The organism is Klebsiella sp. M5al (assembly GCF_002090195.1).
In the GTDB taxonomy this organism is placed as follows: domain Bacteria; phylum Pseudomonadota; class Gammaproteobacteria; order Enterobacterales; family Enterobacteriaceae; genus Klebsiella; species Klebsiella grimontii.
Window position 1 is genome coordinate 5,678,915 of record NZ_CP020657.1, and the last position, 18,374, is coordinate 5,697,288.

Annotated in this window: 18 protein-coding genes; 12 read left to right on the plus strand and 6 right to left on the minus strand. The window is 57.5% G+C overall.

From position 1 onward, the window contains the following. Positions 1–100: 100 nt before the first annotated feature. Entirely contained in the window at positions 101–766 is a 666-nt protein-coding gene (radC, locus tag BWI76_RS27365; RefSeq protein ID WP_004126657.1) for a RadC family protein, read from the minus strand. A 175-nt stretch (positions 767–941) separates the two neighbouring features. On the opposite strand from radC, the gene coaBC reads away from it, so the two are divergent. From coaBC to slmA, 3 genes are all read left to right on the plus strand, one after another. Further along, positions 942–2,153 carry a bifunctional phosphopantothenoylcysteine decarboxylase/phosphopantothenate--cysteine ligase CoaBC gene (gene coaBC / locus BWI76_RS27370; protein WP_024359710.1) on the plus strand — a complete coding sequence of 404 codons (1,212 nt, stop codon included), beginning with the start codon at positions 942–944 and terminating at the stop codon, positions 2,151–2,153. Continuing rightward, positions 2,131–2,589: a dUTP diphosphatase gene (gene dut / locus BWI76_RS27375; RefSeq protein WP_004126662.1), complete on the plus strand. Its 459-nt coding sequence runs from the start codon at positions 2,131–2,133 to the stop codon at positions 2,587–2,589. Before coaBC ends, dut begins: the two co-directional genes overlap by 23 nt. 174 nt (positions 2,590–2,763) lie before the next feature. Next, positions 2,764–3,360, plus strand: a complete 597-nt coding sequence (gene slmA, locus BWI76_RS27380) for a nucleoid occlusion factor SlmA (RefSeq protein ID WP_004137709.1) — start codon at positions 2,764–2,766, stop codon at positions 3,358–3,360. A 124-nt stretch (positions 3,361–3,484) separates the two neighbouring features. Here slmA and pyrE read toward each other — a convergent pair whose 3' ends face one another. Continuing rightward, entirely contained in the window at positions 3,485–4,126 is a 642-nt protein-coding gene (pyrE, locus tag BWI76_RS27385) for an orotate phosphoribosyltransferase (protein WP_004126666.1), read from the minus strand. 65 nt (positions 4,127–4,191) lie between these two features. Next, a complete protein-coding gene (gene rph / locus BWI76_RS27390) occupies positions 4,192–4,908 on the minus strand; it encodes a ribonuclease PH (protein ID WP_004106921.1) in 717 nt (238 codons plus the stop codon). A gap of 123 nt (positions 4,909–5,031) precedes the next feature. On the opposite strand from rph, the gene BWI76_RS27395 reads away from it, so the two are divergent. After that, complete coding sequence (locus BWI76_RS27395) at positions 5,032–5,895, plus strand: YicC/YloC family endoribonuclease (protein ID WP_004137708.1); 864 nt, start codon at positions 5,032–5,034, stop codon at positions 5,893–5,895. Positions 5,896–5,968: 73 nt separating this feature from the next. Here BWI76_RS27395 and BWI76_RS27400 read toward each other — a convergent pair whose 3' ends face one another. Further along, positions 5,969–7,228 carry a chloride channel protein gene (locus BWI76_RS27400; RefSeq protein ID WP_049086959.1) on the minus strand — a complete coding sequence of 420 codons (1,260 nt, stop codon included), beginning with the start codon at positions 7,226–7,228 and terminating at the stop codon, positions 5,969–5,971. Between the two features lie 275 nt (positions 7,229–7,503). Between BWI76_RS27400 and BWI76_RS27405 the strand changes: the two genes are divergently transcribed. After that, the gene (locus tag BWI76_RS27405) at positions 7,504–8,121 is read left to right on the plus strand and encodes a trimeric intracellular cation channel family protein (RefSeq protein ID WP_004126674.1); all 618 of its coding nucleotides are present in this window, start codon (positions 7,504–7,506) and stop codon (positions 8,119–8,121) included. A 5-nt stretch (positions 8,122–8,126) separates the two neighbouring features. Here the strand turns inward: BWI76_RS27405 and ligB are convergent, their stop codons facing one another. Continuing rightward, positions 8,127–9,803 (minus strand): NAD-dependent DNA ligase LigB, encoded by a 1,677-nt coding sequence (gene ligB, locus BWI76_RS27410; RefSeq protein ID WP_049086958.1) that lies wholly within the window; start codon positions 9,801–9,803, stop codon positions 8,127–8,129. Positions 9,804–10,060: 257 nt separating this feature from the next. On the opposite strand from ligB, the gene gmk reads away from it, so the two are divergent. From gmk to fpr, 7 genes are all read left to right on the plus strand, one after another. Beyond that, a complete protein-coding gene (gmk, locus tag BWI76_RS27420; protein ID WP_004137706.1) occupies positions 10,061–10,684 on the plus strand; it encodes a guanylate kinase in 624 nt (207 codons plus the stop codon). Between the two features lie 54 nt (positions 10,685–10,738). Next, complete coding sequence (rpoZ, locus tag BWI76_RS27425) at positions 10,739–11,014, plus strand: DNA-directed RNA polymerase subunit omega (protein WP_004106927.1); 276 nt, start codon at positions 10,739–10,741, stop codon at positions 11,012–11,014. Positions 11,015–11,032: 18 nt separating this feature from the next. Next, positions 11,033–13,153, plus strand: a complete 2,121-nt coding sequence (gene spoT / locus BWI76_RS27430) for a bifunctional GTP diphosphokinase/guanosine-3',5'-bis pyrophosphate 3'-pyrophosphohydrolase (RefSeq protein ID WP_024359707.1) — start codon at positions 11,033–11,035, stop codon at positions 13,151–13,153. Positions 13,154–13,157: 4 nt separating this feature from the next. Next, positions 13,158–13,847, plus strand: a complete 690-nt coding sequence (gene trmH / locus BWI76_RS27435) for a tRNA (guanosine(18)-2'-O)-methyltransferase TrmH (RefSeq protein ID WP_004137705.1) — start codon at positions 13,158–13,160, stop codon at positions 13,845–13,847. A gap of 2 nt (positions 13,848–13,849) precedes the next feature. Next, positions 13,850–15,931 (plus strand): ATP-dependent DNA helicase RecG, encoded by a 2,082-nt coding sequence (gene recG / locus BWI76_RS27440; RefSeq protein WP_004137703.1) that lies wholly within the window; start codon positions 13,850–13,852, stop codon positions 15,929–15,931. A gap of 53 nt (positions 15,932–15,984) precedes the next feature. Continuing rightward, positions 15,985–16,995 carry a class II fructose-bisphosphatase gene (gene glpX / locus BWI76_RS27445; protein WP_004137701.1) on the plus strand — a complete coding sequence of 337 codons (1,011 nt, stop codon included), beginning with the start codon at positions 15,985–15,987 and terminating at the stop codon, positions 16,993–16,995. A gap of 95 nt (positions 16,996–17,090) precedes the next feature. After that, a complete protein-coding gene (fpr, locus tag BWI76_RS27450; protein WP_004137698.1) occupies positions 17,091–17,837 on the plus strand; it encodes a ferredoxin--NADP(+) reductase in 747 nt (248 codons plus the stop codon). Here the strand turns inward: fpr and BWI76_RS27455 are convergent, their stop codons facing one another. After that, positions 17,838–18,266 (minus strand): DUF805 domain-containing protein, encoded by a 429-nt coding sequence (locus BWI76_RS27455; protein ID WP_004137696.1) that lies wholly within the window; start codon positions 18,264–18,266, stop codon positions 17,838–17,840. Positions 18,267–18,374 lie beyond the last annotated feature (108 nt).

Sequence of the window (18,374 nt, forward strand, 5' to 3'; positions counted from 1 at the left end):
GCCAAACCCGAGATTCTCAAAGGTGGCGTAGTATACGCTGACTCGGCGATGTGCTCAAGTCCCGAACAGACAAAGATCCCGATGGATCGCGCGATCGGGGCTAAATCCAGCCGCGTTCAGCGAAAGATACGTACGCTCCGCGGCCAATAACAAGGTGATCCAGCACACGTATATCCATGAATCGACAACATTTTATCACTCTTTCGGTAATCAACCTGTCGGCCTTGCTCGGCTCAGGACTACCGGATGGATGATTATGTGCCAGGATCACCGCTGCGGCGTTCACTTTGATGGCTTCGCGTACGATTTCTCGCGGATGCACCTCAACGTGGCTAAGAGTACCAGAAAAAAGTCGGCTATGTTTCAATACCCGATTCTGATTGTCTAAAAAGATCACCATGAAGATCTCGCGCTCTTCGTCGGCCAGCTGGCTTTGCAGAAATTCTCGCGTCATCGATGGGGTAACCAGCGAGGGTTCTTCGGTCATTCGCAGACTAAAATAGCGTCGCGCCAGTTCAGCGATCCCTTTTAGCTGCGCATATTTCGCCAGGCCAATGCCTTCCACCTCGGCAAACTGCGACTCCTCCGCCGATAACAGGCCGTACAGCGAGCCAAAACGCTGCAGCAACTCGCGCGAAAACGTCATCACATCCTGCGTGCGGGTACCGGTACGTAAAAATAGCGCCAACAGTTCAATATCCGACAAAACTTCGATACCGTAGCGCTGCATCTTTTCCCTCGGCATCAGGGATTCTTGTATTTCCATCGCGGCCTCTCCTTCCTACTCCGCGCTATCCTGGCACAGCCTTTTTGCGCCGCCGATACGCAAGTTTTATCCCTGCGTGGCGCCTCGCAAAGTGAATCTCTACCAGGCACACGATGCCGTGAGGATTGTGATAAGATGCGCGAATTCTGGTGTACCGCAACAGGAAAAAATCATGATGAGTCTGGCTGGTAAAAAGATCGTTCTTGGCGTGAGCGGCGGCATTGCCGCCTATAAAACGCCGGAACTGGTGCGCCGCCTGCGTGACCGCGGCGCGGATGTCCGCGTCGCCATGACGGAAGCCGCAAAAGCCTTCATTACGCCGTTAAGCTTACAGGCGGTGTCCGGTTATCCGGTATCCGACAGCCTGCTCGACCCGGCCGCCGAAGCGGCGATGGGCCATATTGAGCTGGGGAAATGGGCTGATCTGGTCATTCTTGCCCCCGCCACCGCCGACTTAATCGCCCGCATCGCGGCAGGCATGGCCAACGATCTCGTCTCGACGATCTGTCTCGCTACGCCGTCACCGGTCGCCGTCGTGCCCGCCATGAACCAGCAGATGTATCGCGCCGCCGCCACCCAGCATAATCTTGGCGTCATCGCCGCCCGCGGCCTGCTGGTATGGGGCCCGGACAGCGGCAGCCAGGCCTGCGGCGATATTGGCCCAGGGCGGATGCTCGACCCGCTGACCATTGTGGATATGGCCGCGCAGCATTTCTCTCCTGTCAAAGATTTGCAACATCTGAACATCATGATTACCGCGGGCCCCACCCGCGAGCCGCTGGATCCGGTGCGTTATATCACCAACCACAGTTCTGGTAAGATGGGCTTCGCGATTGCCGCCGCCGCCGCGCGTCGCGGTGCGAACGTTACGCTGGTGAGCGGCCCGGTTTCGCTGCCTACGCCGCCGTTTGTACACAGAATTGATGTCACCACAGCGCTGGAAATGGAAGCCGCGGTGCAAAATAGCGCGTCTCAACAGCAGATTTTTATTGGCTGTGCGGCAGTCGCCGACTACCGTGCGGTCGCCATCGCCGAAGAAAAAATTAAAAAACAAGGTGATGAATTAACCCTGAAAATGGTTAAAAATCCGGATATCGTCGCAGGGGTCGCTGCGCTTAAGGCCAACCGCCCTTACGTCGTTGGGTTTGCCGCCGAAACAAATAATGTGGAAGAATACGCACGGCAAAAGCGAGCCCGCAAAAATCTTGATCTGATTTGCGCCAATGATGTTTCACAGCCAAATCAAGGATTTAACAGCGACAGCAATGCATTACACCTTTTCTGGCAGGAGGGAGATAAGCGCTTACCACTTGAGCGCAAGGAACTCCTGGGCCAATTATTACTCGACGAGATCGTTACCCGTTATGATGAAAAAAATCGACGTTAAGATTCTGGACCCGCGCGTTGGTCAGCAATTTCCGCTGCCGACCTATGCCACCTCCGGCTCCGCCGGACTTGACCTGCGAGCCTGTCTCGATGACGCCGTAGAGCTGGCTCCCGGCGCAACCACTCTCGTGCCGACCGGCCTGGCGATTCATATTGCCGATCCTTCTCTGGCCGCGGTCATTCTCCCGCGCTCCGGGCTGGGCCATAAGCACGGTGTCGTACTGGGTAATCTGGTCGGTTTGATTGATTCTGACTATCAGGGCCAGTTGATGGTTTCCGTCTGGAACCGCAGCCAGCAGAGCTTCATCATCGAACCCGGCGAGCGTATCGCGCAAATGGTGTTTGTGCCTGTTGTGCAGGCGGAATTTAACCTGGTGGAAGATTTTGACGCCACCGATCGCGGCGAAGGCGGCTTCGGTCACTCAGGGCGTCAATAAGCCCGGCGATAGAAAAAATCTTTCGGGGCGTCGCCGACAAAAGGGCAGCCTGAAGGATGAAGTGGAACCAGCATCGCAAAGCGCACTAATGCAATAACATCACCGCAGGCCACAGCTTGCGGTCGCTTTGTGGGTGCCTGCCTGACAAGTGCTTTTTCAGGGGTATTTTAAAACATGGCAGAAAAACAAACTGCGAAAAGGAATCGTCGCGAAGAAATACTTCAATCTCTGGCGCTAATGCTTGAATCCAGCGATGGGAGTCAGCGCATTACCACAGCGAAACTGGCGGCGTCCGTTGGCGTATCCGAAGCGGCTCTGTATCGGCATTTCCCGAGCAAGACCCGCATGTTTGATAGCCTGATTGAATTTATTGAAGACAGCCTGATTACGCGCATCAATTTGATTTTAAAAGATGAAAAAGACACCTCAGCGCGCCTGCGGCTGATTGTTCTGTTGATTCTTGGGTTTGGCGAGCGTAATCCTGGGCTGACACGAATTCTGACCGGCCATGCGCTGATGTTTGAACAGGACCGGCTTCAGGGCCGTATCAATCAGCTGTTCGAGCGTATTGAAGTTCAGCTGCGTCAGGTGATGCGGGAAAAGAAAATGCGCGAAGGCGAAGGCTTTACCGTCGATGAGGCCCTGCTGGCCAGCCAGCTATTGGCCTTCTGCGAAGGGATGCTGTCGCGCTTTGTGCGCAGCGAGTTTAAATATCGCCCGACGGACGATTTTGACGCCCGCTGGCCGCTGGTCGCCGCCCAGCTGAAGTAATTATCGCCTGTCTCTATGCAGCCAGAAAGGCTGCATCTCTTCCCACAGGAACTTTATCCGCGTTGATATCCTGCAGCTCTTAGCGTAGCGGCTTAAATCAGCCCGGCGCCTGCCGGGCCGCGGTTTATACGCCGTACGCTTCGCGATAGGCGCGAACTGACGCCAGGTGTTCAGCCATTTCCGGCTTCTCTTCCAGATAGCTAATCAGGTCTTTCAGCGTCACGATGGAAATCACTTTACAGCCGTAGTCGCGCTCAACTTCCTGAATCGCGGAGATTTCGCCGCGCCCGCGCTCCTGACGGTCAAGAGAAATCAGCACGCCGGCCAGCTCCGCGCCGTTGGCCTGGATAATTTCCATCGATTCCCGAATCGCGGTGCCTGCGGTGATAACATCATCCACCAGCATCACGCGGCCCTGCAGAGCGCTTCCCACCAGATTTCCGCCCTCGCCGTGGGTTTTCGCCTCTTTACGGTTAAAGCAGTAAGGCAGATCGCGGTCATGGTGTTCCGCCAGCGCGACCGCCGTGGTCGTGGCAATCGGAATACCTTTGTAGGCCGGGCCGAACAGCAGGTCAAAATCAATCCCGGAATCCACCAGCGCTTCGGCGTAAAAACGGCCTAACAGAGCCAGATCGCGCCCGGTATTAAACAGGCCGGCGTTGAAGAAATAGGGGCTCTTGCGCCCGGATTTCAGCGTAAACTCGCCAAACTTAAGTACCTGCTTGTTAAGCGCAAACTCAATAAACTGGCGCTGATACGGTTTCATGGATTCGCTCCTCATCTTACTTTTCTACGGACAAAAAAAAGGCGACTTCTCAGTCGCCTTAAAAACTAGTTTTGCAACGCCGCTTTCTGCGTCGTGACAATGGATTCGATACCCCCCCGGGCCAGTGCCAGCAGGGTGAGGAGTTCTTCATGAGTGAACGGCTCGCCTTCCGCCGTTCCCTGCACCTCGATGATGCGACCATCTTCGGTCATCACCACGTTCATATCGGTTTCCGCCGCGGAATCCTCAACGTATTCCAGATCGCAAATCGCTTCGCCATTCACGATGCCTACGGAGACCGCCGCCACCATCCCTTTCATCGGGTTGGTTTTCAGCTTACCGGCCGCAACCAGCTTATTGAGCGCATCGGCCAGCGCCACGCAGGCTCCGGTGATCGATGCGGTGCGAGTGCCGCCGTCGGCCTGCAGTACGTCGCAGTCCAGCGTGATAGTGAATTCACCCAGCGCTTTCAGGTCAACTGCAGCGCGCAGCGCGCGCGCGATCAGGCGCTGGATTTCCATGGTGCGCCCGCCCTGCTTACCTTTTGCGGCTTCACGCGCGTTGCGAGTGTGGGTAGAACGCGGCAGCATGCCGTATTCCGCGGTGATCCACCCCTGGCCCTGGCCTTTCAGAAAGCGCGGCACGCCTTCATCAATAGAAGCGGTGCACAATACTTTCGTGTCACCAAATTCGACCAGCACGGAGCCTTCTGCGTGTTTTGTGTAGTTACGGGTCAGGGTTACTGGGCGCACTTGATTAGCGCTACGGCCTGCTGGACGCATGGTGTTCTCCGGCTTGAAACGAATGTGGCTGCGCATTATACGGATAATGCGCGCTTATTCCTATCCTGATAAGGCCTCGAAAGCTATAATCCACCCCACTCTCCTTTAAAAACAGGAACGTCTATGATCCGCAGTATGACCGCCTACGCCCGGCGTGAAATCAAGGGTGAATGGGGTAGCGCCGCGTGGGAACTGCGCTCGGTAAACCAACGATATCTGGAAACCTACTTCCGCCTGCCGGAGCAGTTCCGTAGCCTGGAGCCCGTGGTGCGTGAACGTATTCGTTCCCGTCTGACCCGCGGTAAAGTCGAATGTACCCTGCGTTTTGAGCAAGACCCGAGCGCGCAGGGCGAGCTGATCCTCAACGAAAAACTGGCAAAGCAGCTGGTTAACGCCGCCAACTGGGTCAAAATGCAGAGCGACGAAGGCGAAATCAATCCGGTCGATATTCTGCGCTGGCCTGGCGTAATGTCGGCTCATGAGCAGGATCTGGACGCTATTACCGCCGAAATCCTGGGCGCGTTGAACGGCGCGCTGGATGACTTTATCGTCGCCCGCGAAACCGAAGGCCAGGCGCTGAAAGCGCTGATCGAACAGCGTCTCGACGGCGTGACGGCCGAAGTGGCTAAAGTGCGCGCCCATATGCCGGAAATTTTACAGTGGCAGCGCGAGCGTCTGGTTGCCAAGCTGGAAGATGCGGAAGTGCAGTTGGAAAACAACCGCCTCGAGCAGGAGCTGGTGCTGATGGCGCAGCGTATAGACGTCGCCGAAGAACTGGATCGTCTGGAAGCGCACGTGAAAGAGACGTGGAATATCCTGAAGAAGAAAGAAGCGGTCGGTCGCCGCCTCGACTTTATGATGCAGGAGTTCAACCGCGAGTCGAACACCCTGGCGTCTAAATCTATCAATGCTGAAGTGACGAACTCCGCCATTGAGCTGAAAGTGCTTATCGAACAAATGCGCGAGCAGATCCAGAACATCGAGTAACGGTTTCCCGCCCGCCACATCACGTTCGGACAAAAGGCCATGGTAAATCATGGCCTTTTATTTTCGCTGCGTTTCAGAAGAAATAGTTTTTATCCAGCATCCGGCAGGTTAAAAACGCCCCTGCGGCGCACAGCAGCGTGGGAGCCAGATAGCTGTGATCCATGTGGGTGAACTCCATCACCAGCGCCACCGCCGTTAGCGGCATTTGCATGGATGCAGCGAGGAACGCCGCCGCGCCGACGAGAGCAAAACTGGCGCAATCTCCCCCGGGAAGCAGCTGTTGCCAGAGCATGCACAGCAGCAGGCTGGTCATGCCGCCGACCGCCAGCCCAGGCGTCAGCAGGCCGCCTTCCGCGCCGCCGCGCAGCACCGCCAGAATCACCACCATTTTTAGCGCCAGCAGCATCGCCGCCCCGGGGAAACCCAGTTCATCGTTGAGAGCCAGCTGCATAGGCCCTTTACCGTTTCCCGGAAGCTCAGGGAAATAGAGGCTGAGGACGGCGAGCAGGGAAAACGCCAGCAGACAGAAAACCGGCATCTGCCAGTTACTTCGGACGTGCGAACGCGCCGTGCTGGTCGCTTTGCGAAAGAGCCAGGCCCCGGCGCCAAGAATGGGGCCGGTGATAACCGCCCACCAGACAAATGAATGCGGCAGGATGTCGGAAGCAAAATGGTATTGCGATTCATCGCCTAACCCGAGCGTTGCCGTCCACGCGGCAATCGCCGAGGTGATAATCGCCGCCAGCGTTTTTTCCCAGCTAAACGACAGCAGCATGACCTCAAGGCTGAATAACGCACCGGCCAGCGGGACGTTATACACCGCCGCCAGGCCCGCACCGGCGCCGCAGGCAACCAGCGTTCGGGTTTCATCCGCCGTCAGCCCCAGCTTACGCGCCACCATCCCCGCCCCCAGCGCGCCCATTTCCCGGGGAGCCACTTCGCGACCAAGCGGAGAGCCCAGCGCCACGGTGACGATCTGCAACAGAGCATGAATCGTTGTGGTACCCGCAGGCATTGGCACGGAAGGGTTAGCCACCGCCGCCGCAATTGAAACCCGCTTCTGCCCATAGCGTCCAAGCAGCCACCAGCCGAACCCGGCGATGGCTCCCCCCGCCACAATGGCCGAGATGCGACGAGGCCAGGAGGAATCCGTGACGCCCTGTAGAAACGACTCCGCGCTCACGATCTGCCCAGGGCTGTAGCCAAAAGCCAGGTGCTGAATCGCGTGTAAAATCAGCGCCAGAACCATACCTGACAGACCGGCCAGTATCCCCGTCAGCACAACGGCAATCAGGCGGGTGAAAGAGTTTTTATTGCCAGCGGCTGCAGTCATTTTCTCAGGCCCTGAAGGAGGAAAATAAAAGGATAAAGGTCGGGAATTAAACATTAGGTATTCATTACGTATTCGCTAGAGATGTACGCCAGCGCCTTCATCATTACTTTTTCTAATCTATATTAAATAATAAAATGACATATTAACGTTTAAAAACAGGATACATAGGCAATACAAACATTACATAAATCTGGTTAAAGACATTCACTTTAGAAAAACTCAATCGTGATCCTGAGCACAAATCGTTAACCTTCCGCCATCACCGTGGGGGATTTATGCTGCTTCATATTCTTTATCTGATTGGGATTACGGCGGAAGCCATGACCGGCGCGCTGGCTGCCGGGCGCCGCCGTATGGATACGTTTGGCGTCATTATCATCGCTACCGCGACGGCCCTCGGAGGCGGTTCGGTGCGCGATATTCTGCTTGGCCACTATCCGCTTGGCTGGGTACAACACCCCGAGTACGTCATTATTGTTGCCGTGGCCGCGGTCCTGACCACGATTGCCGCCCCGGTGATGCCGCATCTGCGACGCTTGTTCCTGGTGCTTGATGCGCTCGGCCTGATCGTGTTCTCTATCATTGGCGCCCAGATCGCGCTGGATATGGGCCAGGGCCCGGTCATCGCCTCCATTGCCGCTGTGATCACCGGCGTTTTTGGCGGCGTGCTGCGCGATATGTTCTGCAAGCGCATCCCGCTGGTGTTCCAGAAAGAGCTGTACGCCGGGGTATCATTCGCCGCCGCGGTGCTTTATATCGCGCTCCAGCATTACGTCAGCAATCACGATGTGGTGGTTATCTCCACCCTGCTGTTCGGCTTTACCGCCCGCATGCTGGCGCTGCGCTGGAAGCTGGGCCTGCCGGTATTTAATTACAACCATAGCGCACATTAGTGCTTTCAGAATCCCGGAACGCGTTGCCCACTCAGCCACTTCGCTAGCGCGGCAACATCCGGATGATGTAAGAACGTCACCAGCTGCCGCGCTCGTTCTGCTCCGATACCCGGCAGGCGTCGCCACTGCTCTTCGTTGCGATCCTGCATCCGTCGCCAGTCATCCTCCTTCAGCCCGGCAAATGCCATCTTCGGTATGGGCACGCCGATTGCTTGTATCCAGCGCAGGAAAGGCCGTTCGCGCGCAAGGTTAAACTGATGCCACAGCCGCTGCCCGCGCTGCGCAGAGATGCCCGGGATGGATTGCAGCCGCTCCGGCGTAAACGCCAGCCATGAAAAGAGATGCTCCATGCTGCGGGCATCGTGCAGAGTTCGCCATAGCGCTTCCCCCGCGCCGTCAATATCGAGAACCGATCGGGATGAGAGCCAGACCAGCCGCGAGAGAAACTGCTCCGCGCACTCGGGGGTGGCGAAGTAGCAGGTTAAGGCATTGAAACGCGCCGCCGGTGGCTGGGGTTTATTACGCTGAGCCGTGCGCCAGACGACCGAATCGATGCGCGGTATCCCCTGCCCGGCAAGGCTGATTTGCAGCTGATCGCCAACACCGATGTCCAGATTGTACCAGCGGGATACCGAGCCGACGTTCACCCGCTGCACGCGCTTATCGTCCAGCAGCTGCGGCTCCAGGAGCGCCACCACGGCTATTTTACCGCTGCGCCCGACGCTAAAGCTGATACCGCGAACCTCCATAACCCGCGAGGCAGGCGGGTATTTCCAGGCGATAACCCAATCGCCCTGACCCGGCGCCCAGTAACGCCCGGCGGACTCTTTTGCCCGCCGCACCACAACGCCATCGGTGGCAAAAGGCAGCGGTGAAGTCAACCAACGCTGGCGCCATCGTTCAACCTGCTGCGCATCCGCGACCGGATGCGAAAAAAGCGTGCTGTAAAGAAAGCCGCCCTGCCGCAGCAGCGCCAGCCGCTGTTCCATATCCTCTGGACCATCGGGCCACGCCCAGATAAAGATGCCCAGCCTATCAAGTTCCGCTTGCGCCTCCTGGCGCATCATCATGCCGGCTACTTTTGACCGCGCGTTCATGCCGCCCATTCGCTTTTGTACATGCCCCTCGCGGAGCAGGAACAGCTCACCCTGCAGCACGCTATTCGCCAGTACGCCGTCAGAGGTTTTAGGAATTGAGGGGATCTGCAAGACCCTGGCCGTCCAGTCTTCCCCGGTCAGGCCGTTACCCCGGCTTATGGCCTGCGTCAAACGCCCCTGCCGATACACCAGCGTGATCGCGACGCCATCGACTTTCGGCTGTACCCACAGGCCGGACTGGCCACGCATCCAGCGCGCCACGTCGGCTTGATTCGCCAGTTTACGCACGCCGGTGTGCGCCACCGGATGTCTGGTATCCCCCCTTAGCGGCGGAAGCGCAGAGTGAGCGGGAGTCTCGCCGGTGAAGCAGCGCTGCCAGTATGCCAGCCGCGCCGCAAGCTGGTCATAGACTTCATCGCTTACCGTACTGCTCCCCTGCTGCCAGTAGGCGTTATTCCATTCCGTTATCCGCTGACCGAGACGTTCCATTTCCTGTTCAGCCTTGGCCTGCGGCCACGCGGGGCAGGCTGCCTGCCCGTATCCCACCAGCATCCACAGCACCAGCGCCCAGACTCCTTTTTGCATCGCGATGCCCTCCTGTTTTCTCACCGGGGATTGTGCCGCAGGCTTATTTTCATCGGCGAGAGGGGATTTTTAACGCTGCGAGCAGGCTTCCGGCTTTTCTGTGTTGTTTCTGCAACGCCCGGAGAAATCAGGGAAACGGCAAGCAAAATGAAAGAAAGAACGCAAAAAGTGTGACAGGGACTGCGTCACGCTGCGCCGCCGTGTATAATAGGCTCGTATGTAAGCTCTATTTCGACCACCACATACAAAAGACACTCATGGCTCAAGGCACGCTTTATATTGTTTCCGCCCCTAGCGGCGCGGGTAAATCCAGCCTGATTCAGGCTTTATTAAAAACCCAACCGTTGTACGACTCTCAGGTTTCTGTTTCGCATACCACACGCGCTCCGCGCCCGGGTGAAGTGCACGGTGAACACTATTTCTTTGTGAATCACGACGAATTCAGGACGATGATTGGCAGAGACGCTTTTCTTGAACATGCAGAAGTCTTTGGCAACTATTACGGCACCTCGCGCGAAACTATCGAGCAGGTACTGGCGACCGGCGTCGATGTCTTCCTCGATATTGACTGGCAGGGCGCGCAGCAAATCCGCAACAGAATGCCCGGCGCGCGCAGCATTTTTATTCTGCCGCCGTCAAAAGATGAGCTTGATCGTCGCCTGCGCGGCCGCGGTCAGGACAGCGAAGAGGTTATCGCGAAACGTATGGCGCAGGCAGTTGCAGAAATGAGCCATTACGCGGAATATGATTACCTGATTGTGAATGATGATTTTGATACCGCGCTGAGCGATCTGAAAATTATTATTCGCGCCGAACGTCTGCGCATGAGCCGCCAAAAGCAGCGACATGGCGCTTTAATCACCAAACTGTTGGCAGACTGAACCCACATTCAGTATTATGCCCAGTCATTTCTTCACCTGTGGAGCATTTTAAGTATGGCACGCGTAACTGTTCAGGACGCTGTAGAGAAAATTGGTAACCGTTTTGACCTGGTACTGGTCGCCGCGCGTCGCGCTCGTCAGATGCAGGTAGGCGGAAAGGATCCGCTGGTACCGGAAGAAAACGATAAAACTACCGTTATCGCACTGCGCGAAATCGAAGAAGGTCTGATCAACAACAAGATCCTCGACGTTCGTGAGCGCCAGGAACAGCAAGAGCAGGAAGCCGCTGAATTACAAGCCGTTACCGCTATTGCTGAAGGTCGTCGTTAATCACACTGCGGGTCGCCCTTGTATCTGTTTGAAAGCCTGAATCAGCTGATTCAAAATTACCTGCCCGAAGAGCAAATTAAACGTCTTCGGCAGGCTTATCTCGTTGCACGTGACGCTCACGAGGGCCAGACACGTTCAAGCGGTGAACCCTATATCACGCACCCGGTAGCGGTAGCCTGTATCCTGGCCGAGATGAAACTCGACCACGAAACGCTGATGGCCGCTCTGCTGCACGATGTGATAGAAGATACCCCCGCCACCTACCAGGACATGGAGCAGCTTTTTGGTAAAAGCGTTGCTGAACTGGTAGAGGGGGTGTCAAAACTTGATAAGCTTAAGTTTCGCGACAAGAAAGAGGCCCAGGCCGAAAACTTTCGCAAAATGATTATGGCGATGGTGCAGGATATCCGCGTCATCCTTATCAAGCTTGCTGACCGCACCCACAACATGCGCACGCTGGGCTCATTGCGCCCGGATAAGCGCCGCCGCATTGCCCGCGAAACGCTGGAAATCTACAGCCCTCTGGCGCACCGTTTAGGTATTCATCACATCAAAACCGAGCTCGAAGAGCTGGGCTTTGAGGCGCTGTATCCTAACCGCTACCGCGTTATTAAAGAGGTAGTTAAAGCGGCACGCGGCAACCGTAAAGAGATGATTCAAAAAATCCTCTCCGAAATCGAAGGGCGCCTGCAGGAAGCGGGAATTCCCTGTCGAGTAAGCGGTCGTGAAAAGCATTTGTACTCCATCTACTGCAAGATGGTGCTCAAAGAGCAGCGCTTTCACTCGATTATGGATATCTACGCCTTCCGCGTCATCGTCCATGATTCCGACACCTGCTACCGCGTGCTTGGCCAGATGCATAGCCTTTACAAGCCGCGTCCGGGTCGCGTCAAAGACTACATTGCCATTCCAAAGGCGAACGGCTATCAATCTTTGCACACCTCGATGATCGGCCCGCACGGCGTCCCGGTTGAGGTACAAATTCGTACCGAAGACATGGACCAGATGGCGGAAATGGGGGTGGCGGCGCACTGGGCTTATAAAGAGCACGGCGGCGAGAGCAGCACCACCGCGCAAATCCGCGCCCAGCGCTGGATGCAGAGCCTGCTGGAGCTTCAACAGAGCGCCGGTAGTTCATTTGAATTTATTGAGAGCGTGAAATCCGATCTGTTCCCGGATGAGATTTACGTTTTCACCCCGGAAGGGCGCATTGTCGAACTGCCCGCTGGCGCGACGCCGGTGGATTTCGCCTACGCGGTGCATACCGATATCGGCCATGCCTGCGTCGGCGCGCGCGTCGACCGCCAGCCGTATCCGCTGTCGCAGTCGCTCTCCAGCGGCCAGACGGTGGAAATCATCACCGCGCCGGGCGCACGCCCGAACGCCGCGTGGCTGAACTTTGTCGTCAGCTCGAAAGCGCGCGCCAAAATTCGCCAGCTGCTGAAAAACCTCAAGCGCGACGATTCCGTTAGCCTCGGACGCCGCCTGCTCAACCACGCCCTCGGCGGTAGCCGTAAGCTGGCGGAGATTCCGCCAGAGAATATTCAGCGTGAACTTGAGCGCATGAAGCTGACAACCCTTGACGATCTGCTGGCCGAAATCGGCCTCGGCAACGCCATGAGCGTCGTGGTGGCAAAAAACCTGCAGCAGGGTGAAACTACCGCCGTGCCTGTACAGCCGGCGCCTATCGGCCATAACCATCTGCCGATTAAAGGCGCAGATGGCGTGCTGATCACCTTTGCCAAATGCTGCCGTCCGATCCCCGGCGACCCGATTATTGCGCACGTCAGTCCTGGCAAAGGCCTGGTCATCCACCATGAGTCCTGTCGTAACATTCGCGGCTATCAGAAAGAGCCGGAGAAATTTATGGCGGTCGAGTGGGACAAAGAGACGGCGCAGGAATTTATCACCGAAATCAAGGTGGACATGTTCAACCATCAGGGTGCCCTGGCGAATCTTACCGCCGCGATCAACACCGCCTCTTCCAATATCCAAAGCCTGAATACGGAAGAGAAAGATGGCCGCGTTTATAGCGCCTTTATTCGCCTCACCGCACGCGATCGCGTACATCTGGCGAATATTATGCGCAAAATTCGCGTCATGCCGGATGTGATAAAAGTCACCCGTAACCGAAACTAGTATTATGAATTCACAGCGTTATGCGCGTATCTGCGAGATGCTCGCCAGGCGTCAGCCTGACCTGACGGTCTGCATGGAGCAGGTCCACAAACCTCATAACGTCTCTGCGGTCATTCGTACGGCCGACGCCGTTGGCGTGCATGAAGTGCACGCTATCTGGCCGGGTAGCCATATGCGTACCATGGCCTCTGCGGCGGCCGGCAGCAATAGCTGGGTGCAGGTTAAAACCCACCGTACTATTGGCGAGGCCGTCACGCATTTAAAAGGCCAGGGCATGCAGATCCTGGCGACCCATCTCTCTGATAAAGCCGTTGATTTCCGTGAAATCGACTATACCCGCCCTACCTGTATCCTGATGGGGCAGGAGAAAACCGGCATTACGCAGGAAGCGTTAGACCTGGCGGACCAGGACATCATCATTCCGATGACTGGCATGGTGCAGTCGCTGAACGTTTCCGTCGCCTCGGCGCTTATCCTCTACGAAGCCCAGCGCCAGCGGCAGAACGCCGGCATGTACCAGCGCGAAAACAGCATGCTGCCGGAAGAAGACCAACAGCGTCTGCTGTTTGAAGGCGGCTATCCGGTGCTGGCGAGGGTCGCAAAACGCAAAGGTCTTCCCTACCCCCACGTCAACGAGCAGGGCGAAGTCGAAGCCGATGCCGCGTGGTGGGCCACCATGCAGGCGGCGAAGTAATCATGCAGGGCCGTCTGCTGGATGCGGTGCCGCTCAACTCCCTGACGGGCGTAGGCGCGGCCCAGAGCAGTAAACTGGCGAAAATCGGCCTTCACACAGTGCAGGATCTGCTTCTGCACCTGCCGCTACGCTACGAAGACCGCACCCATCTGTATCAAATCGGCGAACTGCTGCCCGGCGTTTACGCCACCGTTGAAGGCGAAGTTCTCAACTGCAATATCACTTTCGGCGGCCGCCGGATGATGACCTGCCAGATAAGCGACGGCTCCGGCATCCTCACCATGCGCTTTTTTAACTTCAGCGCGGCGATGAAAAACAGTCTGGCAACCGGGCGCCGCGTGCTGGCCTACGGCGAAGCGAAGCGCGGTAAGCACGGAGCGGAGATGATCCACCCGGAATATCGGGTTCAGGGCGATATGAGTACGCCTGATTTACAGGAAACGCTGACCCCGGTTTATCCCACCACCGAAGGCATCAAGCAGGCTACGCTGCGCAAGCTCACCGACCAGGCGCTGGAGCTGCTTGAAACCTGCGCGATCGCCGAGCTGCTGCCGCCGGAGCTGGCCCAGGGGATGATGAGCCTGCCGGACGCCTTACGCACCCTGCATCGCCCGCCGCCCACGCTACAGCTTAGCGAGCTGGAAAGCGGTAAACATCCGGCCCAGCGGCGCTTAATTCTGGAAGAGCTGCTGGCGCATAACCTCAGCATGCTGGCGCTGCGGGCAGGCGCCCAGCGCTATCACGCCCTCGCGCTTAGCGCTAACGACACGTTAAAAGACAAGCTGCTGGCCTCCCTCCCCTTTACGCCGACCGGCGCGCAGGCGCGCGTCACGGCTGAAATCGAGCGCGATATGGCGCTGGACGTGCCGATGATGCGTCTGGTGCAGGGGGACGTGGGCTCCGGTAAAACCCTGGTTGCCGCGCTTGCCGCCCTGCGCGCCATCGCCCACGGCAAACAGGTGGCGCTGATGGCGCCGACCGAGCTGCTGGCTGAACAGCACGCCAATAACTTCCGCAGCTGGTTCGAACCGCTGGGCGTTGAGGTGGGCTGGCTGGCGGGCAAACAAAAAGGCAAAGCGCGCCAGGCGCAGCAGCAGGCTATCGCCAGCGGACAGGTGCAGATGATTGTCGGGACCCACGCCATCTTTCAGGAGCAGGTCCAGTTTAACGGCCTCGCGTTGGTAATTATCGATGAACAGCACCGTTTTGGCGTCCATCAGCGGCTGGCGCTGTGGGAAAAAGGCCAACAGCAGGGTTTTCATCCGCACCAGCTGATTATGACCGCCACACCGATTCCGCGTACCTTGGCGATGACCGCTTATGCCGACCTCGACACCTCGGTCATCGATGAACTGCCGCCGGGCCGTACGCCGGTCACCACGGTGGCCATTCCGGATACCCGACGCAGCGATATTATCGACCGCGTGCGTAACGCCTGCACCCACGAAGGTCGTCAGGCCTACTGGGTCTGTACGCTGATTGAAGAGTCGGATCTGCTGGAAGCCCAGGCGGCGGAAGCCACCTGGGAAGAGCTGAAGCTCGCGCTGCCGGAGCTGAATATCGGCCTGGTGCACGGGCGCATGAAGTCCGCCGAGAAGCAGGCGGTGATGAGCGCGTTCAAGCAGGGCGAGCTGCATCTACTGGTCGCCACCACGGTGATTGAAGTCGGCGTGGATGTGCCCAACTCCAGTCTGATGATCATCGAAAACCCGGAGCGTCTGGGCCTGGCGCAGCTGCACCAGCTCAGAGGCCGCGTCGGGCGCGGCGCGGTAGCCTCCCACTGCGTGCTGCTCTATAAATCGCCGCTGTCAAAAACCGCCCAGAAGCGCCTGCAGGTTCTGCGCGACAGCAACGACGGTTTCGTCATCGCTCAGAAAGACCTGGAAATTCGCGGTCCCGGCGAGCTGCTCGGCACCCGCCAGACCGGCAACGCAGAATTTAAAGTCGCGGACTTACTGCGCGATCAGGCCATGATCCCGGAAGTTCAGCGCATCGCCCGCCATATTCACGAACGCTATCCCCAGCAGGCCCAGGCGCTGATTGAGCGCTGGATGCCGGAAACCGAACGCTATTCCAACGCGTAGCGCGAACGTCATCTCGCCACGCTGCGCATAATTTTTATTCAGATGAGTGGATTATGAAACGAGAACTGGCCATCGAATTTTCGCGCGTCACCGAAGCCGCCGCGCTGGCAGGCTACAAGTGGTTAGGCCGTGGTGATAAAAACACCGCCGACGGCGCCGCCGTCAACGCCATGCGCATTATGCTCAACCTGATCAACATCGACGGCACCATTGTGATTGGCGAAGGCGAAATCGACGAAGCGCCGATGCTGTACATCGGCGAGCGCGTCGGTACCGGCCACGGCGATGCGGTAGATATCGCCGTCGATCCCATCGAAGGCACCCGCATGACGGCGATGGGCCAGGCCAACGCGCTGGCGGTCATGGCGGTAGGCGATAAGGGCTGCTTCCTGAACGCGCCGGATATGTACATGGAAAAGCTGATTGTCGGCCCGGGGGCGAAAGGTACCATCGATATGAACCTGCCGCTGGCGGAGAACCTGCATAACATCGCCCGCGCGCTGAATAAGCCGCTGAGCGAATTAACGGTCACCATCTTAGCCAAGCCGCGCCATGACGACGTCATTGTTGAGCTGCAAAAGCTGGGCGTGCGCGTGTTCGCCATCCCCGACGGCGACGTTGCCGCCTCTATTCTGACCTGCATGCCGGACAGCGAAGTTGACGTTATGTACGGTATCGGCGGCGCGCCGGAAGGCGTCGTTTCCGCAGCGGTGATCCGCGCGCTGGACGGCGATATGAACGGCCGTCTGCTGGCGCGTCACCACGTGAAGGGCGACAGCGAAGAGAACCGCCGCATCGGCGAAAACGAGCTGGAACGCTGCAAAGCAATGGGCATTGAAGCCGGCAAAGTGCTGCGCCTGGACGATATGGCGCGCAGCGACAACGTCGTTTTCTCGGCGACCGGCATCACCAAAGGCGATCTGCTGGACGGTATCACCCGTAAAGGCAATATGGCCACCACCGAAACCCTGCTGATCCGCGGCAAATCCCGCACAATTCGCCGTATTCAGTCGATTCATTATCTCGATCGCAAAGATCCGGATATCCAGCTGCACATCCTGTAAAACATTTGATCAATAGAGCTTTCCAGCCTTTTCGGGCTGGAAATCTGCTTTCGTCGCGGTGAAGATACGCTAACAGGATTGAGAGGAGAGACGCTATGGCAAACTGGGTTACAGGCAAAGTCGTAAAAGTTCAAAACTGGACGGATGCGCTGTTTAGCCTCACCGTTCACGCACCGGTTGCGCCGTTTACTGCAGGTCAGTTTGCCAAGCTGGGCCTGGACATTGACGGTGAACGCGTGCAGCGCGCGTATTCCTACGTCAACGCCCCCGGCAATCCCGATCTTGAGTTCTACCTGGTGACGGTTCCGGAGGGCAAGCTCAGCCCACGGCTGGCGGCACTGAAGCCGGGCGACGAAGTGCAGATTGTCAGCGAAGCCGCCGGTTTCTTCGTCCTGGAAGAGGTACCGGATTGCGACACGCTATGGATGCTCGCTACCGGCACGGCGATTGGCCCGTACCTGTCGATTCTCGAAGAAGGGAAAGACCTGGATCGTTTTGAAAACCTGGTACTGGTGCACGCCGCGCGATATGCCGCCGATCTCAGCTATCTGCCGCAGATGCAGGCGCTGGAAGCGCGCTATGCGGGCAAGCTGCGCATCCAGTCGGTCGTGAGCCGGGAAACCGCGCCGGGCATGCTCACGGGGCGCATCCCGTTCCTGATTGAAACCGGCGCGCTGGAAGAGGCCGTCGGCCTGCCGATGAACGCCGAGAGCAGCCACGTTATGCTGTGCGGTAACCCGCAGATGGTGCGCGACACTCAGCAGTTGCTGAAAGAGACCCGGCAGATGAGCAAGCACCTGCGTCGCCGACCGGGTCATATGACCGCCGAACACTACTGGTAATCAGGATTCCGCTTTCCAGCGCACGTCCAGCGTCTCTTTACCAAACTTATTCGCGCCCTGGGTGCCGACAAACGCGCCCAGGTCGATCAGCATCATGACGATAATCAGCGTCGGTATAAACCGCCCGACGCCCCACTGCCAGACCCCAGGCAGCATTGACCAGTTGCCCGCCAGCAGCATCCACGCCAGAATCATCAGCAGCGCCCAAAGCCCGGATTTACCCCGATCGTGCAGGCGTTTAATAGCCACCGCCGCCGTCGGCCACAGCAGGCACACCAGAATAAAAGCCGCCGTCTGTAGATTAAGAAGATTACTGCCGGCCAGCGTGAACAACGCGCTCATGGTCACTATCCAGATAGCGATCCAGATCCAGAAGTCGCGACGTCCAATCCGCCCTTTAATTGAGAATAGCCACTGCTGTAGGGTCATGTTTTATTCCTTATCATCATCACCGACGTAGTTTACCCTGAAGGCGTGACTTTTTGACAAGCGTGACGGTTCTCGTTTTAATCGTCAGCAGATAAAAAAAGGGAAGAT

Excerpts from the sequence above, each read along its gene's own strand:
- ligB (WP_049086958.1), bottom strand. The coding sequence starts at position 9,803 with ATGCAAAAAGGAGTCTGGGCGCTGGTGCTGTGGATGCTGGTGGGATAC.
- BWI76_RS27395 (WP_004137708.1), top strand. The coding sequence starts at position 5,032 with ATGATCCGCAGTATGACCGCCTACGCCCGGCGTGAAATCAAGGGTGAA.
- glpX (WP_004137701.1), top strand. The coding sequence starts at position 15,985 with ATGAAACGAGAACTGGCCATCGAATTTTCGCGCGTCACCGAAGCCGCC.
- BWI76_RS27400 (WP_049086959.1), bottom strand. The coding sequence starts at position 7,228 with ATGACTGCAGCCGCTGGCAATAAAAACTCTTTCACCCGCCTGATTGCC.
- trmH (WP_004137705.1), top strand. The coding sequence starts at position 13,158 with ATGAATTCACAGCGTTATGCGCGTATCTGCGAGATGCTCGCCAGGCGT.
- pyrE (WP_004126666.1), bottom strand. The coding sequence starts at position 4,126 with ATGAAACCGTATCAGCGCCAGTTTATTGAGTTTGCGCTTAACAAGCAG.
- gmk (WP_004137706.1), top strand. The coding sequence starts at position 10,061 with ATGGCTCAAGGCACGCTTTATATTGTTTCCGCCCCTAGCGGCGCGGGT.
- radC (WP_004126657.1), bottom strand. The coding sequence starts at position 766 with ATGGAAATACAAGAATCCCTGATGCCGAGGGAAAAGATGCAGCGCTAC.
- fpr (WP_004137698.1), top strand. The coding sequence starts at position 17,091 with ATGGCAAACTGGGTTACAGGCAAAGTCGTAAAAGTTCAAAACTGGACG.
- rph (WP_004106921.1), bottom strand. The coding sequence starts at position 4,908 with ATGCGTCCAGCAGGCCGTAGCGCTAATCAAGTGCGCCCAGTAACCCTG.
- rpoZ (WP_004106927.1), top strand. The coding sequence starts at position 10,739 with ATGGCACGCGTAACTGTTCAGGACGCTGTAGAGAAAATTGGTAACCGT.
- coaBC (WP_024359710.1), top strand. The coding sequence starts at position 942 with ATGAGTCTGGCTGGTAAAAAGATCGTTCTTGGCGTGAGCGGCGGCATT.
- slmA (WP_004137709.1), top strand. The coding sequence starts at position 2,764 with ATGGCAGAAAAACAAACTGCGAAAAGGAATCGTCGCGAAGAAATACTT.
- recG (WP_004137703.1), top strand. The coding sequence starts at position 13,850 with ATGCAGGGCCGTCTGCTGGATGCGGTGCCGCTCAACTCCCTGACGGGC.
- BWI76_RS27405 (WP_004126674.1), top strand. The coding sequence starts at position 7,504 with ATGCTGCTTCATATTCTTTATCTGATTGGGATTACGGCGGAAGCCATG.
- dut (WP_004126662.1), top strand. The coding sequence starts at position 2,131 with ATGATGAAAAAAATCGACGTTAAGATTCTGGACCCGCGCGTTGGTCAG.
- BWI76_RS27455 (WP_004137696.1), bottom strand. The coding sequence starts at position 18,266 with ATGACCCTACAGCAGTGGCTATTCTCAATTAAAGGGCGGATTGGACGT.